14 protein-coding genes are annotated in these 13777 nt (G+C 71.5%); 11 read left to right on the forward strand and 3 right to left on the reverse strand.

The window, feature by feature from the left end; all coding sequences use genetic code 11:
- Window positions 1-27: 27 nt before the first annotated feature.
- On the reverse strand, window positions 28-1257 hold the full coding sequence (locus I2501_RS24980) for a carboxylate--amine ligase (RefSeq protein WP_196196441.1): 1230 nt from the start codon (window positions 1255-1257) through the stop codon (window positions 28-30).
- Between the two features lie 615 nt (window positions 1258-1872).
- Between I2501_RS24980 and I2501_RS24985 the strand changes: the two genes are divergently transcribed.
- The 7 genes from I2501_RS24985 to I2501_RS25015 are packed head-to-tail and all read left to right on the forward strand — an operon-like array spanning window position 1873 to window position 9512.
- Window positions 1873-2682, forward strand: coding sequence for a glycosyltransferase family 2 protein (locus tag I2501_RS24985; protein WP_328806602.1), 810 nt, complete (start codon window positions 1873-1875; stop codon window positions 2680-2682).
- Window positions 2675-3604, forward strand: coding sequence for a hypothetical protein (locus I2501_RS24990; protein ID WP_196196442.1), 930 nt, complete (start codon window positions 2675-2677; stop codon window positions 3602-3604). Before I2501_RS24985 ends, I2501_RS24990 begins: the two co-directional genes overlap by 8 nt.
- The gene (locus I2501_RS24995) at window positions 3601-4086 is read left to right on the forward strand and encodes a hypothetical protein (RefSeq protein ID WP_196196443.1); all 486 of its coding nucleotides are present in this window, start codon (window positions 3601-3603) and stop codon (window positions 4084-4086) included. The genes I2501_RS24990 and I2501_RS24995 overlap by 4 nt, the downstream gene beginning before the upstream one ends.
- Window positions 4083-5108 carry a glycosyltransferase family 2 protein gene (locus I2501_RS25000; protein ID WP_196196444.1) on the forward strand — a complete coding sequence of 342 codons (1026 nt, stop codon included), beginning with the start codon at window positions 4083-4085 and terminating at the stop codon, window positions 5106-5108. The genes I2501_RS24995 and I2501_RS25000 overlap by 4 nt, the downstream gene beginning before the upstream one ends.
- On the forward strand, window positions 5105-5953 hold the full coding sequence (locus I2501_RS25005) for a polysaccharide deacetylase family protein (protein WP_328806603.1): 849 nt from the start codon (window positions 5105-5107) through the stop codon (window positions 5951-5953). The genes I2501_RS25000 and I2501_RS25005 overlap by 4 nt, the downstream gene beginning before the upstream one ends.
- Window positions 5950-7410 carry a polysaccharide biosynthesis C-terminal domain-containing protein gene (locus I2501_RS40715; protein WP_328806604.1) on the forward strand — a complete coding sequence of 487 codons (1461 nt, stop codon included), beginning with the start codon at window positions 5950-5952 and terminating at the stop codon, window positions 7408-7410. The genes I2501_RS25005 and I2501_RS40715 overlap by 4 nt, the downstream gene beginning before the upstream one ends.
- Window positions 7407-9512: a hypothetical protein gene (locus tag I2501_RS25015; RefSeq protein WP_196196445.1), complete on the forward strand. Its 2106-nt coding sequence runs from the start codon at window positions 7407-7409 to the stop codon at window positions 9510-9512. Before I2501_RS40715 ends, I2501_RS25015 begins: the two co-directional genes overlap by 4 nt.
- A gap of 14 nt (window positions 9513-9526) precedes the next feature.
- On the opposite strand, the gene I2501_RS25020 is transcribed toward I2501_RS25015, so the two are convergent.
- Together I2501_RS25020 and I2501_RS25025 are read right to left on the reverse strand one after the other, a co-directional pair.
- Window positions 9527-10861: a glycoside hydrolase family protein gene (locus I2501_RS25020; RefSeq protein WP_408022782.1), complete on the reverse strand. Its 1335-nt coding sequence runs from the start codon at window positions 10859-10861 to the stop codon at window positions 9527-9529.
- 55 nt (window positions 10862-10916) lie between these two features.
- A complete protein-coding gene (locus tag I2501_RS25025; protein WP_408022783.1) occupies window positions 10917-11321 on the reverse strand; it encodes a YchJ family protein in 405 nt (134 codons plus the stop codon).
- Window positions 11322-11466: 145 nt separating this feature from the next.
- On the opposite strand from I2501_RS25025, the gene I2501_RS25030 reads away from it, so the two are divergent.
- The 4 genes from I2501_RS25030 to I2501_RS25045 all read left to right on the forward strand — a co-directional run bounded on the left by I2501_RS25030 (window position 11467) and on the right by I2501_RS25045 (window position 13670).
- Window positions 11467-11661 carry a hypothetical protein gene (locus I2501_RS25030; RefSeq protein WP_196196447.1) on the forward strand — a complete coding sequence of 65 codons (195 nt, stop codon included), beginning with the start codon at window positions 11467-11469 and terminating at the stop codon, window positions 11659-11661.
- Window positions 11645-12157 (forward strand): DUF6879 family protein, encoded by a 513-nt coding sequence (locus I2501_RS25035; protein ID WP_196196448.1) that lies wholly within the window; start codon window positions 11645-11647, stop codon window positions 12155-12157. The genes I2501_RS25030 and I2501_RS25035 overlap by 17 nt, the downstream gene beginning before the upstream one ends.
- Window positions 12154-13005 (forward strand): helix-turn-helix domain-containing protein, encoded by an 852-nt coding sequence (locus tag I2501_RS25040; RefSeq protein ID WP_196196449.1) that lies wholly within the window; start codon window positions 12154-12156, stop codon window positions 13003-13005. Before I2501_RS25035 ends, I2501_RS25040 begins: the two co-directional genes overlap by 4 nt.
- 335 nt (window positions 13006-13340) lie before the next feature.
- Window positions 13341-13670 (forward strand): DUF397 domain-containing protein, encoded by a 330-nt coding sequence (locus tag I2501_RS25045; protein WP_236047154.1) that lies wholly within the window; start codon window positions 13341-13343, stop codon window positions 13668-13670.
- The last annotated feature ends 107 nt before the right edge of the window (window positions 13671-13777 follow it).

Genomic DNA, 13777 nt, shown 5'->3' on the forward strand with positions numbered 1-13777 from the left:
GGTCGGGTCAGGTGGGCGCAGGTGGGCTCAGCGCTGTCGGGAGCGCCGCGGCCGGCTGGCGGCCAGGTACTTGAGGCCGGGCGCCACCGAACGGGCCAGCATCGCCGGGAAGGGCAGCGGGTCGTCGGACGCCCACCACCCCAGTTCTCGCTCGGTCCACCGGGCGCGCGGCGGCAGCGAGGGGGTGCGGTAGTCGGAGCGGCGGTAGGCGAGCCGCGCCAGCGGATCGATGTTCTCCACCACGATCCGGCGGCCCTGGATCTGTTCGGCGCGGGGAATCTCCCGTCCGGTCAGGTGGAGATGGAGTGCCCGGACGAGATCCACCCGTGCCTCCGTCTCGAAAAGCCGGAACTGCGCTCCGATACGGGGATTGAAATCCAGGAGTTTGTACCTGCCGTCACGCCGGTCGAACCGCCAGTCGAGATCGCAGACGCCCGCGAATCCGATCTCCTTGCAGAAATCCGCGGACAACTGTGCGAGTTCTTCATTGGGAGTGGTGACAGCCATTGCCGTCATTCCCGCGTGCGGCGGCCAGGAGCGCGCTTTCACGGCGGTGAAGAGAACACGGGCGTCCTCGGCGGCGCTGGTATGCATGTGTACGATCCAGTCCTCCGCGTCCGCCCGCGGCAGATACTCCTGCAGCACGACGCCGGGGTGTTCCCCCCACCGCTCGGCGAGGGCGAGCAGCGCGTCCACGTCGTCGATCCGCGTGGTGCCGGGGACCGCCGGACGCGAGCGCCGCGTGAACGGGTCGCGGTTCTTGGCCACCAGCGGGAAGACCGCCGTCTCGGCGAACGCGAGCAGCTCGGCCCGGGTCTCCGGGAACGCCGCGCGGGCGGTGCTGATGCCGTGGCGCAGGCACAGGTCGTGCAGCCCCTGCTTGCTGGCCAGCGCGGCGACCAGGCCGTCCGGCGTGCGCGGGAAAAGGAACCGGTCGGCGAGCTCCCGCTGCCGCTCGGCGACCAGGACCGCGGCCTCCTCGTCCGTCGGGATCAGCAGTGTTGGGCTCCCGATCCGTTCCCCGATGCGCAGCAGGCCGGCCAGCAGCCGGTCCGGCGGCTCGGTCCCGCTGGTGCGCCAGACGTGCGCGCGGCGCGTGTACCGGGAGACGGCGGCAGGGGTGAGCCGGTCCTCCGTGACCGCGTGCACCGGTACGCCGAGCCGGCCGAGCGAGCGGATCGCGCCAACTCCACCGTGGTGCACCGGATAATGACCGAATTTCAGCACGAGCGCGGGCGTGCGGGTATCCGGCGCCAAAGGCCGATGTGCCACAAGTCCCCCCCGGGATACGGCGGCGACGCCATTTCTGGCGCTGACCGAATCGCAAGGTACCGTGCGGCTCGACTGGTCCACAAGGGACTTCGGATGACGAGTGGGGGCGCACAACGGCGCACGGGACGAAGCGGTCTGCTTCTTGTGACGGATGAGCCTGGATGTGACGCGTGAGCAGCGATCGAATGCATGACGCATTGTTCTGTTCCGCTCAGGTCGCGAAAATTATGCGTGGGTGAGTATCGATTGTCGCGTATCGCTGTCGCGGAGCCTTCGGCCCGGATACCTTGCTTGAAGCGGCGTGGGGGAGCCGCTTCACCGGGCCCAGGGGGAAGGGCCCTTCTTTTTCGCGCACCGTCACGACGCCGTGCCGCGTCGTGAGGGGGGACCTGTGGGGGGACCGAGGTGCAACCCATCGACATTGCAAGCGAATCGTCCGGAACTGTCCGCGCTTCAGCACGGACGGTTCCGTCCGGGGAATCCGCGAGGGAAACCGCCAGGGACGCCGCGCAGGACATCGCGCGCGTCGGGGCCGGCCGCAGCGGCGGCTCGGTCAGCCTGGTGGTCCCGGCGCGGAACGAGGCAGCCAACATCAGCTGGGTGCTCGGTCGGATCCCCGACTGCGTCGACGAGGTGATCCTCGTCGACGGCGAGTCCAGCGACGACACCGCCGGACGGGCGCTCGCCATCCTGCCGTCGCTGCGGGTGGTGCCGCAGTCGGGCCCGGGCAAGGGCAACGCCCTGCGTACCGGATTCCTCAACGCCAAGGGCGACTTCATCGTCATGATCGACGCCGACGGCTCCATGTCGCCGCGCGAGATCCCGCGCTACGTCCACTTCCTGGAGCACGGCTACGACGTGGTCAAGGGTTCCCGGTTCACCGGGGGCGGCGGTTCGCTCGACATCACCGCGCTGCGCCGGTGCGGCAACCGGGCGCTGCTGGCCCTCACCAACCTGCTCTACCAGGCCTCGCTGACGGACCTCTGCTACGGCTTCGTCGGCTTCCGGCGCGAGGCGCTGGAACGGCTGGACCTGCGCTCCTCCGGCTTCGAGATCGAGACGGAGATGGTCTGCCGCGCCCTGCTCGAGGGGCTGCGGGTGGCCGAGGTACCGACGCTCGAACTCCCGCGCCGCACCGGGCAGTCCAACCTGCGGACGTTCCGCGACGGCCACCGGGTGCTGCGCACGCTGCTGCGCGAGCGCACGGCCGGCACCGGCCGGACCGGAGCCGTCCGCGCGGTGCAGCGCGCCGAAACGGATCTGCAACCGGCTCCCAAGGCCACGCCGGTGATCTCCGCGGTGACTTCCGCGGCGTCCTCCGCTGTGACGTCCGCTGTGACATCGGCGGTGACGTCCGCTGTGACGTCCGCGGTGGCCTCTCCGGTGGCGCCAGGGGCGAGCCATGTGTGACCGCTGGCCCGGTGCGGGCGGCACCGCGTCGGCGCTGGCGCTTGGCGTCGTCCAGGCCGCCGAACGCGCCGACGCCGAGGCGGCCTTCGTCGCCGCCTCGGCGCTGGCGCAGTTGACGGCCGATCGGCTCCAGGGCGCACCGCGTCTCGTGCCGGTGCCTGTGGGAGCCACGTTGCCGGTGCGGGCGGGCGTCCGCGCCGTGCGCTTCGGCCACGAGCGGCTGGCCCGGGGAGCCGTGCTGCTGCGCGGACGACTGGGACTGGAGCAGTGGCACGTGACCATCAGGGACCTGGCCAACGTGCTGGCCGAGGCGGTCCTGGTCGAGCCGGAGCAGGAGCGGGAGGCGGTGCTGGCCGGGCTCAAAGGCGCGCTTGAGCCACTGCGCGCCGGGGTACCCAGTGCCGCCCTGCGCTGGCTGCGCGGTCTGCGCGCCGAACCGCCGCGCTGGCTAGCCCCCTCGGGGGAGACCGGGATCGGAGGTGGCCTGCGTCCGGCCGACTGCGCCGCGCTGGCCGGACGCTTCGCCCAGCAGCACCCCGACCGCGACCGGGTGCTGCTGGTCCTCGGCGTCCGTCCGGAGGGCTCCTATCTGGCCCCCCTGATCGCCGCCGCGTTGACCGACCTCGACTTCCGGCACGTCGTCTGCCGCACCGTCCGCCCCGAGGGACCGCTGCTGCCCGAGGAACCGCAGCTGGCGGAGAGCGTGCGGCGGATCGGCGGCGTCGCGCTGCTCTGCGACGGGCCGCCGCACACCGGCGCGGCACTCGGGCGGGTCGCGGCCCGGCTGGTGGCCTGCGGCTTCGCCACGGAACGGGTGCTGCCGGTCTACCCGTCCGCCTCGCGCTCGGACGCCGCGCCGCCGATCCCCGCGCTGCGGCCGTACCCGTCCGTGGTGCTCTCCGCCGAGGAGTGGCAACGGTGACGGACAACCACACGCAACCCGACGGCGCGCAACCTGACGGCACACACAGGGAGAATCGGCCCGCGGCCCGCGCACTGGCCATAGCCGCCTGGGCGCTGCTGGGGCTGGCGGCGACGGCCACGGTGCTCTCCGCGGTCGGCCAGCATGCCCAGCCCGTCCCGGCGTTGACGCTGCTCCTTCTGCTGGCCGGTCCCGGCTCCGCGCTGGCCTGGGCGCTGCCGGGACAGGAGCTGCCGCTGCGCCTGCTGATCGGCGTCTTCGGCGGGCTGGCCGCCGACGCCGTGATCGCCCAGGCGATGCTGACGCTGCGGCTCTGGTCGCCGTCCGGGGGAGCGCTGGCCGCGCTGGCCCTGACCCTCGTCCTGCTCGCGCTGAGGCGTCCATGGCCTCTCGGCGCGCTGGGTGGCCGCCGGGGGAGCGCGCACCCGACCGCGCGTCCGTCGGCCCGCACGACCGATCCCGGGGGGAGCGCCGCACCATGACGGCAGCCGACGAGGCCCGAATTCTCGACCCACGCCCACCGCTTGACGCGCCGACCCGAGAACGCGCCGCCGTCACCGCCTCGGTGGTGATCTGCGTCTACACCGAGCAACGCTGGCCGCAACTCTGCGCGGCGATCGACTCGGCGTGCGCGCAGCAGCCCGCGCCACCGGTGGACGTGCTGGTGGTGGTGGACCACAACGAGGCGTTGCTGGCCCGCCTGCGGGCACGGCACCAGGACGACCCGCTGGTCCGGGTCCTGCCCAACGCCCACGCCAAGGGGCTCTCCGGCGGCCGCAACACCGGTGCCGAGGCGGCCCACGGCGAGGTGGTGGCCTTCCTGGACGACGACGCCACCGCCGAGCCGGACTGGCTGTCCGTGCTGACCAGCGGATATGACGATCCGTCAGTGATGGGCGTCGGCGGCCGTACCCTGCCCGTCTGGGCCTCGGGACGCCGACCCGGCTGGTATCCGGAGGAGTTCGACTGGGTGCACGGCGCGAGCTACCGCGGCATGCCGGTCGGACGGGCACGGGTGCGCAACGTCCTCGGCGGCAACGCCTCGTTCCGTCGCTCGGCCTTCGCCGTGACCGGCGGGTTCCCGTCCGGGATCGGGCGCGGCGCAGGCACCACCGGCGCGGCTCCGGGCGGCGGCGAGGAGACGGAGCTCTGCATCCGGATCCAACAGGCCCGCCCGGACGCCTCCTTCCGCTACGACGACCGGGCTGTGATCCACCATCATGTCCCGCCCGAACGCGAGCGGTTCCGCTACCTGTGCCGTCGCTGCTGGGCGGAGGGCCTGTCCAAGGCCCAGGTCACCGCGCAGGTCGGCGCGACCGACGGGCTCGCGACCGAGCGCGCGTACGTGCGGCGGGTGCTGCCCGCGGGCGTCGCCAGGGGCCTGCGGGACGTGCTGCGCGGGCAGCCGGACGGCCTCGGGCGTGCCGGTGCGATCACCGCCGGACTGCTGATCACGGCCTGCGGCTACGCCGCCGGGCTGCGCGCGAGGAGGCACGCGTCGTGAACCACCCGAACCGGTCCGAGCTGTCGGACCCCGCCAGACCGGTGCAGGAGCGCGTGCCCGTGCTGATGTACCACTCGGTCCGCGCCGACCCGCCCGCCGGGACGGCCGCACTCTCGGTCCACCCCGACGCCTTCGCCGCCCAGTTGGACGCGCTCGCCGAACTCGGCCTGACGCCGGTCCCCTTCAGCGCGCTGCTCGCCCGATGGAGCGGCGGCGCGCCGCTGCCGGAGAGGCCGGTGGTGCTGACCTTCGACGACGGATACGCCGACTTCCACAGCGAGGTGCTGCCGAGGCTGGTGCACCGCGGGCTCACGGCGACGCTCTTCGCCACTACGGGCTGGCTCGCCGACGCCGGACGCGACCGGGCCGGCGAGCGGCTGGACGACACCCTCACCTGGTCGCAGCTGGCCGAGATCGAGTCGGCCGGGGTCGAGGTCGGCGGCCACAGCCACAGCCACGCCGCGCTCGACGCCGTCGACCGCCGGGCCATGCGCGACGAACTGGTCCGCTGCCGCGACCTGTTGGAGGAGAGGCTGGGCCGTCCGGAGCGCGTCTTCGGCTACCCCTTCGGCTACTCGGACGCGGGCGTCCGTGCGGCCGTCCGCGCCGCCGGGTGGACGGGCGCGTGCGTGGTGGCCAACAAGCTCGCGCGTCGCTCGCAAGGTCCCTATCAATTGGCGAGGTTGACGATCCGTCGGGGCACGACCGACACGGCCTTCCGGCAGTTGGTGCAGGGGTGCTCGGTGACCCGCCACTTCCTGGGCGACCACGCCCTGACCAAGGGCTACGCCGTGGTCCGCCGCACCCGTACGTTCGCGCGGAGCAGGGGGCGGAGCCTGCGGTGACCGCGACCTCCCCGCGCGACGCGGTCACGCAGCCCGAACCCGAGCCCCGGGCCGAGCCTCAGCCCGAGCCCCGGCCCGATCAGCGGACGGGCACGGCACCGGCACGCTCGGACGCGCGTGCACCGCTGTTCCGCAACGGCTACGCGCTGATGGTGAACACCGCCATCTCCGGTGGCCTGGGCCTCGTCTACTGGTGGCTGGCCGCCGTCTACTACAGCAAGGCCGACATGGGGCAGGGCTCGGCGGCGATCGCCGCCATGAAGTTCCTGTCCAGCCTCACCGCGCTCGGGTTCACCGGCGCCCTGGCCCGCTTCGTCCCGGTCGCCGGCCGCGCCACCGGGCGGCTGCTGCGCCGCGCGTACGGGGTCAACGTGCTGGCCTCCTCGGTGATCACGGTGGTCTTCCTGGCCGCGCTGCCGCTCTGGGGCTCCCACTACGCGTTCCTCAGCGGCTGGCAGCGGTCCGCCGGGTTCCTGGTGGCCGTGCTCGCCTGGTCCTGGCTGACGTTGCAGGACGGCGTGTTGATCGGGCTGCGGGCCGCCGTCTGGGTGCCGGTCGGGAACCTGTCGTTCTCGGTGGGCAAGGCGGTACTGCTGGTCGTGCTGGCCGGGGCGATCCCGGCCACCGGCGTCTTCGTCTCCTGGGTCGCCGCGATCGCGCTCTCCGTGGTGCCGCTGGGCTGGTTGATCCTGCGGCGTCTGATTCCACGTCAGGTCGCGGCGGCCGACCCCGACCTGCTGCCGCCGACGGAGCGGCAGATCGGCCGGTTCCTGGCCGGTGACTACACCGGCTCGGTCTTCAACCTGGTCGTCACCTACTTCGTCCCGGTCCTGGTCGCGGCCAAGGTCAGCTCCGACCAGAACGCCGTCTACTACATCATCAACACCATCGGCGGCACGCTGGACCTGCTCGCGGTGAACATGGCCGCCTCCCTGACCGTCGAGTCCTCGCGTCAGCCGTCCCAGCTCGGGGCCAACACCCGTGGCGCGCTGGCCCGGATGGCCTGCGTCACGCTGCCCTGCTTCGCCGTGCTCGCGCTGCTGGCGGCCCCGATCCTCGAGGTCTTCGGGCCCGGCTACGCCGCCGCGGGCGCGCCGCTGCTGCGCTGGTTGGCGGCAGCCGGCTTCCTTCGGGTGCTGATCGAGCTCTACTTCGGGACGCTGCGGGCTCGCAGCCGCACCCGAGAGGTGGCACTGTTCCAGGGGCTGCTCTGTGCCCTGGTGCTCAGCCTTTCGCTGCTGCTGATGCCGCGGATGGGCATCGCGGGTGTCGGCCTGGCCGTGCTGATCAGCCAGGGCGCCGTCGCCCTCTGCGCCCTGCCCGGCCTGCTCCGCGTGCTCCGCGACCGGCCGCCGCACGTCGGAGCGCCGCACGCAGGACCGAAGGCTGGACCGCACGTCGTACCGCAGGCCGCGACGGAGCCCGCAACGGACGAGGCAACGGAGGACGCCACGTGACCGCACCGCCCGTCGTCCTGGACGACCCGACCGGAGCGACGCCGCGACCCGAGCCCCGGGGGTCGCGGCGCTCGTGTCCGGCCACGGCCGTGCTCTGGACCGCGTCGGCCCTGGCCCTCGGCGTCTACCTGGCGTCGATGGCCACCGTCACCGGCGCCGCGCTCGACCGGATGGACGGCCTGGGCCTGGTCTCCGCGCTGCCCCCGGCCGCCCTGGCCTCCGCGTGCGCGCTCGGTGTGCTGTACTTCCTCGGCCTCAACGCCGCCGTGGCCCGCCCCCGGCTCCAGCTCTTCCTGCTGCTGGCCACGGTGCTGGCGCTGCACGGCGCGGCGGCGCTGGTCGAGCCGCTGCCGCGGTTCCCGACGGCCTGGCAGCACCTCGGCTTCGTGGACTACATCGAGCGGACCGGACACACCCTCCCGCTCTGGGACGCGCGGTTCAGCTGGCCCGGCTTCTTCGGGCTGGCCGCGATGCTGTTCCGCTCCGGCGGGATCGACAACCCGCTGCCGGTGCTGCAGTGGAGCCAGGTCGGCTCGCAACTGCTCTGCCTGGCGGCGCTCGCCGTGGTGCTGCGGGCTCTCGACCTGCCGCGGCGGACGCGGTGGTGCGCGCTCTGGTTCTTCTCGGTCGGCTCCTGGATCGGCCAGGACTACTTCTCGCCGCAGGCCTACACCTACGCGCTCTACCTGTGCTTCCTGGCCGTCCTGTTGACCGTCTTCCGGGAGCGCACGGGAGGCCGACGGAGTGTCGGCGGCCGACCGGGCCTCGAACGCGGGCTGCTGCTGGGCCTGTTGCTGCTGCTCTTCACCGCGGCGCTGGTCTCGCACCAGCTCACGCCGTTCGTGATGATCGCCGCCGTCGGACTGCTGCGGCTGCTGAGGCGGACCACGCTCAGCCTCTGGTTCGCCGTGCTGCTGGGCGCGTTGGCGCTGGCGTGGATCAGCCTGGCGGCGGAGGGCTTCTGGTCGGGCCATCTGGGCACCATCTTCGGCGGGCTCGGACACCTCGGCTCCAACGTCAGCAGCGGCGTCGCCGGACGGGTCAAGGGCGATCCGGCCCACCAGGCCGTGCTGGAGCTGCGGGTGCTGCTCAGCGCCGCCTGGTTCGGGCTGGCGGTGCTGGGCTGGTGGCGCAGGCGTCGCGCCGGCTACGCCCCGGACAGCGCCGACCGGGGTGACCGGGTGCTGCTGGTGCTCGCCTTCATGCCGTTCTTCACCCTGGGCATGCAGAGCTACGGCGGTGAGATCGCGCTGCGAGTCTTCCTCTTCGCGCTGCCGGGCGTGGCTCCGCTCGCGGCCTGCTTCTTCTATCCGCGCGAGCACTCGGCGCGCGAGCACTCGCCAGGCGAGCACCCGGCGCGCGAGCGGCCGGGACGGAGCATCTCCGTGCTGGTCACGGCCTGGGCGGCGATCGCGGTGGCCGCCTTCGGCATCGCCCGCTACGGCAACGAGCCGTTCGAGCGGGTGACGACGGGCGAGGTGGCCGCCCTCGACTGGGTCTACCAGAACGACACGCCGAGCGCGCGCGTGCTCTACCTCGGCCCCGTCGGCGCTCCGACGACCACCCCGGACATCCCGTGGAACCAGCGCGGCATGGACACCATCGTCTACATCGGCACGCCCGCGCCGCCGGACCCGGCCGGCGTGGGGTCGTTCGAGACCGCGCTGCGCAGCGCCGGGCCGCAGAGCTACCTCATCGTGACGCGGACCGAGGGCGCTGACCTCGCCGCCAACGACGGCTACGCGCCCGACTGGTACGCCCGCGCCCGCGCCGCGCTGGACGCGGATCCGCAGCTGGTCGCGGTCGTCCGGGCTCCGGACGCCGCCCTCTACCGCCTCTCCACGCCCCCGCCGGGCAAGGCCGCCACCGACATCGGGATCGGCCACGTCGGCCCGGTGGTTCACTGGTCGGGCTGGACGGTGGCGGAGGCGGTGCTGCTGGCCGTGCTGGTGCCGTTCCTGCTCCGGCGGGAGGTGATCGCGCTTCGGGCCGGGGCCATCCGGACGACGCGGGGCCGGCGCTGGGCCTTTGCCCTGAGCGCGGGCCTGTTGGCGGCGGGCTTCCTGACCGCCGTCGTCGAGCGCTTTCTGACGGTCCGTTAATTCACGAGGTCGTCTCAGCGGGAGAACCAGAGGACCTGGTAGGGCCCCAACGTCCGCGTCCGGCCGTCCAGTACGACGCTGACCGGCCGGTCGGCGGTGTTCACCGCGACGCCCTCGGCCGGTTGGGCCAGGGCGAGCACGTCCGGGTTGCCGGTGGCGAGTGGGACCGCCTGCGTCCTCGGCGGGAACCAGCGGGCGAAGCCCTGGAGCAGCGTCAGCGGCGGCAGCGCCTGGCCCGACCGGTCCCAGAGGCAGCCGGGACAGGGACCGCTGGGCGTTTCCGGGTTCCAGTAGAAGGCAGCCGCCACGCCGCCCTGGGCCAACGCCATCATCCCCGCGGCGAGGACCGCGTCCCGATGCGGCTCGGTCCACCCGGAGTCCGGCGGTTCGACGTACCACTCCGACCACCACACGGGCAGCGGCGTCAGCGAGTGGACCCAGCGGGTGACTGCGCTGAACTTCGCCGTCGCCGCGAACGCGTCCACCCCCGAGCCGCCGTCCTTGGGCAGGGACGATCCGTCGACGACGACGAAGTCCGCCCCGGCGTTGTGCGCGAGCCAGTACCGGAACGCGTCCACCGCCCGCTCGTCGACCGTCCCCCACGGGCCGGAGACCGTCGAGGGGTAGGTGGCCGTACCGGTCGGATAGCTGTCGACCGGGAGATAGGGGCCGCCGACCAGGATGTCCGGCCGGACCGCCTTGAGCGCGCGGTAGACGTCGTTGTAGAGCGCCGTGTAGGAGGCCGCGTCCCACCCGCCGGTGGTGTTGTCGAAGAAGCCTTTGAACTCGTTCCACACCAGGAAGTCGTGGACCTGCGGATAGCGGCGGGCCACGGTCGCTGCCAGCGCGGCGAAGTCGGCGAAGTGGGCGGGGGAGGGGGCGGTCTCCAGCTGGTTCCAGTCGGTCCGGCCCGCTTGGCCGCCCTTCATCCAGTCGGGCGCGCAGCACAGCGTGATCACCGGCCGCCCGCCGCTGCCGGTGATCAGCGCAATCCGAGCGTCCAGGCGGCTGAAGTCGTAGACGCCGGGGGAGGGTTCGGGGTTGTCCGCGCCCCAGCCCATCAGCGCCTGGTCCTGCGCCGGCGGCACGGCCCCGACCTCCCGCCGCACGGCGGCCTCGGCGGACGCGTCGCCGTCGTCGGCGCTGTACTGGGTATGGGTGAAGCCCCAATCCGGCGTCAGATCAGAGGTCCCGGGCGGCCAGGCCGGTTGACCCCCGCCAGTGCCTGTGTGCAGCAGAGCGACCAGGCAACCCAGCGCCACCACCACGGCCAGCACGGCGGCCCAGTGGCGCGGACGCGGCCGCATCGCCGTCCGGCGCGGTCCGACAAGACCCCCCACGTGACCCATGAAAGCACGTCAGGTCCGGTGATCGGGGGCGCTTGGCCGGGTGCACAGGAGACGTTCAGTCGCGCACGTCGCCGTCCACGTAGACCCACGCACCGCCCTCGCGCCGGAACCGGCTCTTCTCGTGCATCGATCCTGCGGTGCGGCCCTCCCGGTAGTGGGCGCGGAACTCCACCGTCCCCTCGGAGTGGAACGGCCCGCCCTCGGTCGTGCCCAGGATCTCGAGCCGCTCCCACCGCAGCCCCGGATCGAAGTCGACCCGCCCGGGCCGCGTCTCCGGCGCCCAACTGCGCAGCAGGTACGCGGCGTCCTGCTTGGCGAAGGCGGCGAACCGCGACCGCATCAACTGCTCGGCCGTGGCCGCCTGCGCGGTCCCGGAGTGGAGCGGGCCACAGCACTCGGCGTACGGACGGGGCCCACCGCAGGGGCAGACGGGGGTCGGCTTACGGGTCTTGCTGCTCATGCGGTCCATTCTCCCGCGTCCCGGGACCCGTTCCGCGCAGAGCCGGGGTGGCGCGGGTCTATGCGGGAACGTGACTGGGCCTTGCTGGGGTGGGCGGCGTGTCCGTAGCGTCCTATGCACGTCACCGCATAACGGAGGAGGCACCATGCAGCTCGTGAGGATCGCCGGCGGAGACCCGGAGTGCCGCAACGACGACTGCCCGACCATCTATGCGACGGATGAGCCCGGCGTGATCGCGGTCCAGGGCAACATCGTGGAGCACAGGACCCCGGACGGTGAGGCTGTCGTCAGCATCCCCGAGAGTGTGCTCAGGGAGGCTGTCCGTGCACTTGGCTGGTGACGCTTGGAGGACGTTCTTCGACTCGTTCGAGCGGGAAGCGTTCCGGCTGGAGACGCTGAACGCATACGCGATGCCGGACGAAGACGAAGAGTTCAAGGCGTTCTTGGAGACCGGTGAACTGCACATCCCTGGCGACGACCCGTGGCTCACACGGGTTCGGGCTTTTCAAGCGTCCGGCCGATGGATCGGTCGCGTTCATGTCCTTGTTCGTCCTCTGACGGACTACCTCCGGTACGAGTTCGCAGCCTACGCGCACAACGTGGCCGCCGGTGAAGACGTCCGGATTCTCGATCTCACCGACCAGCCGAACCCCGGCCTGCCTGATCAGGACTTCTGGTTGTTCGATGACCAGCGAGTGGTAGAGATGCGTTACCGGCCGGATGGATCGCAGATCAGCCGGGATCTGCTCGACGCACCCGACCTTGATCAGTACCGGCAATGGCGGGACCTTGCCCTCTCGCTGTCGGTTCCGCTCATGGAGTACAGCGCAGATTGACCCTCGACCCCAGTAAGGCCGGAGAGCAACGCCGGGACCTGGCCGCAGCGCTCAGGGATCTTCGACGTGCCTCCGGCCTTTCTGGCGAACGGTTGGCGGTCCGTTGCGGCATGAGTCAGTCCAAGGTGTCCCGGTTGGAGAACGGGCGCACTCTGCCGACCGTGGTGGACGTTCAACAGATCCTCAATGCCCTGGGCGTAGACGACGAGTTGGGCCGAGAACTGTTGGCCCTGGCCCGAGTTGCGAACGCCGAGTACGAGGACGTCCGGTCCTCGGTACGCAGAGGGCTGGACGTACGGCAGCGTGAGTTGGCTTCCCTCGAGGCTGGGGCACAGCACATCCGCTATTTCCTCCCAGCGATGATCACGGGACTTCTCCAGACCCCGGACTACATGCGTACGGCGATGAGTCCGCCGATCGATCCGGTGGACGGCGACGTGAACGCGGCAGTCGCCCTCAAGCTGCAACGCCAGGCCGTTCTCCTCAACGGCTCGAAGCGGTTCGACTTTCTCTTGACCGAATCTGCTGTCCGTTGGCGGCTGTGTGATCCCTTGGTCATGGCGATGCAGTTGGACCGGCTGCTCTCCGTCTCCCTGCTGCCCAATGTGAGCCTTGCCGTGCTGCCCCTGTCCGCTCAGGTGGCGGATGCTCCGTTCCACACGTTCACCGTCTACGGGACGAAGCTGGTGACCGTGGAACTGTTCACCGGCCGACTGGCTCTGAGGGATCCGAAGGATGTCGACCACTACCGGGAGCTGTTCGACTTCTTCGCCGGTGCGGCTGCGCAGGAGGACGATGCGCGGACCTTGCTTCGAGCGTGGTCCGAGGACTTTCGGCGTGACCGCTGAATGCCTCTATGCAGGTACTTGAATGATCATGGATTCTCGCAGTCTCAGCCCCCTACCGTCGTGACGAAACCACGAATCGGTGCACCTGGGGTGACCAAATGAGCGTGTCTGTGTGGGCTCTGCAAGCGGAAGGGAATCCGGGCCGCTCCGCACGTTGCGAGGAGTGCAGCCGGCTGCGGCAGGCTCGCCAGTCGGCGGCGGTCCTGCGGGACATCGCGTGGATGAGGCGCGCGGCGGAGGAGCAACGTCGACACCGCACATCAGCTCACGGGCTGGTCTTCATCGCAGACTGCGAGCGCTTCAGGTTGCCGATCGACGACACGGAGGAGACGACCATGATGGGCACACTGACCAACAGCCGGACCACGATCCCGTGGAACAACCCCAACGCGCCGGAGGGTGCGTGCTGGATCAAGGCGTACGACACCGACCTTGACCCCATCGTCAAGGACTCCGTCATCGTCACGGAGCTACCCGAGGCCGACGGCAAGCGGATGGTCGGCGTCTCGGACGACAAGGACGAGAACGCCCCCGTGCTGGCCTTCTCGCGAGTTGAGTTCACCATCTTCGTCGAGGGCGTGCGGTCCGGGCAGTTCGACCAGTTCTGCGCCACGGACGAGGAGATGACGACGGCTGGGAAGGCCCCCACGCGTGTCGGCTCCTGACGACTTGCACCCACGGTCGGAAGATCTCGTCTGGGCTGATCCGGAAGGTTGTGTCATGCGCCTCTGCGGCACGCGTCTGCCTGGAGAGGACCCGGCCGGGTTCATCG

The sequence above is a fragment of the Streptacidiphilus fuscans genome (genome assembly GCF_015690355.1).
GTDB classification, from domain to species: Bacteria; Actinomycetota; Actinomycetes; order Streptomycetales; family Streptomycetaceae; genus Streptacidiphilus; species Streptacidiphilus fuscans.

Bases quoted from the DNA above. Each gene is read 5' to 3' on its own strand.
- I2501_RS24990 (WP_196196442.1), top strand. From the start codon at position 2,675: ATGTGTGACCGCTGGCCCGGTGCGGGCGGCACCGCGTCGGCGCTGGCG.
- I2501_RS25000 (WP_196196444.1), top strand. From the start codon at position 4,083: ATGACGGCAGCCGACGAGGCCCGAATTCTCGACCCACGCCCACCGCTT.
- I2501_RS25020 (WP_408022782.1), bottom strand. From the start codon at position 10,861: ATGGGTCACGTGGGGGGTCTTGTCGGACCGCGCCGGACGGCGATGCGG.
- I2501_RS25025 (WP_408022783.1), bottom strand. From the start codon at position 11,321: ATGAGCAGCAAGACCCGTAAGCCGACCCCCGTCTGCCCCTGCGGTGGG.
- I2501_RS25030 (WP_196196447.1), top strand. From the start codon at position 11,467: ATGCAGCTCGTGAGGATCGCCGGCGGAGACCCGGAGTGCCGCAACGAC.
- I2501_RS25045 (WP_236047154.1), top strand. From the start codon at position 13,341: ATGATGGGCACACTGACCAACAGCCGGACCACGATCCCGTGGAACAAC.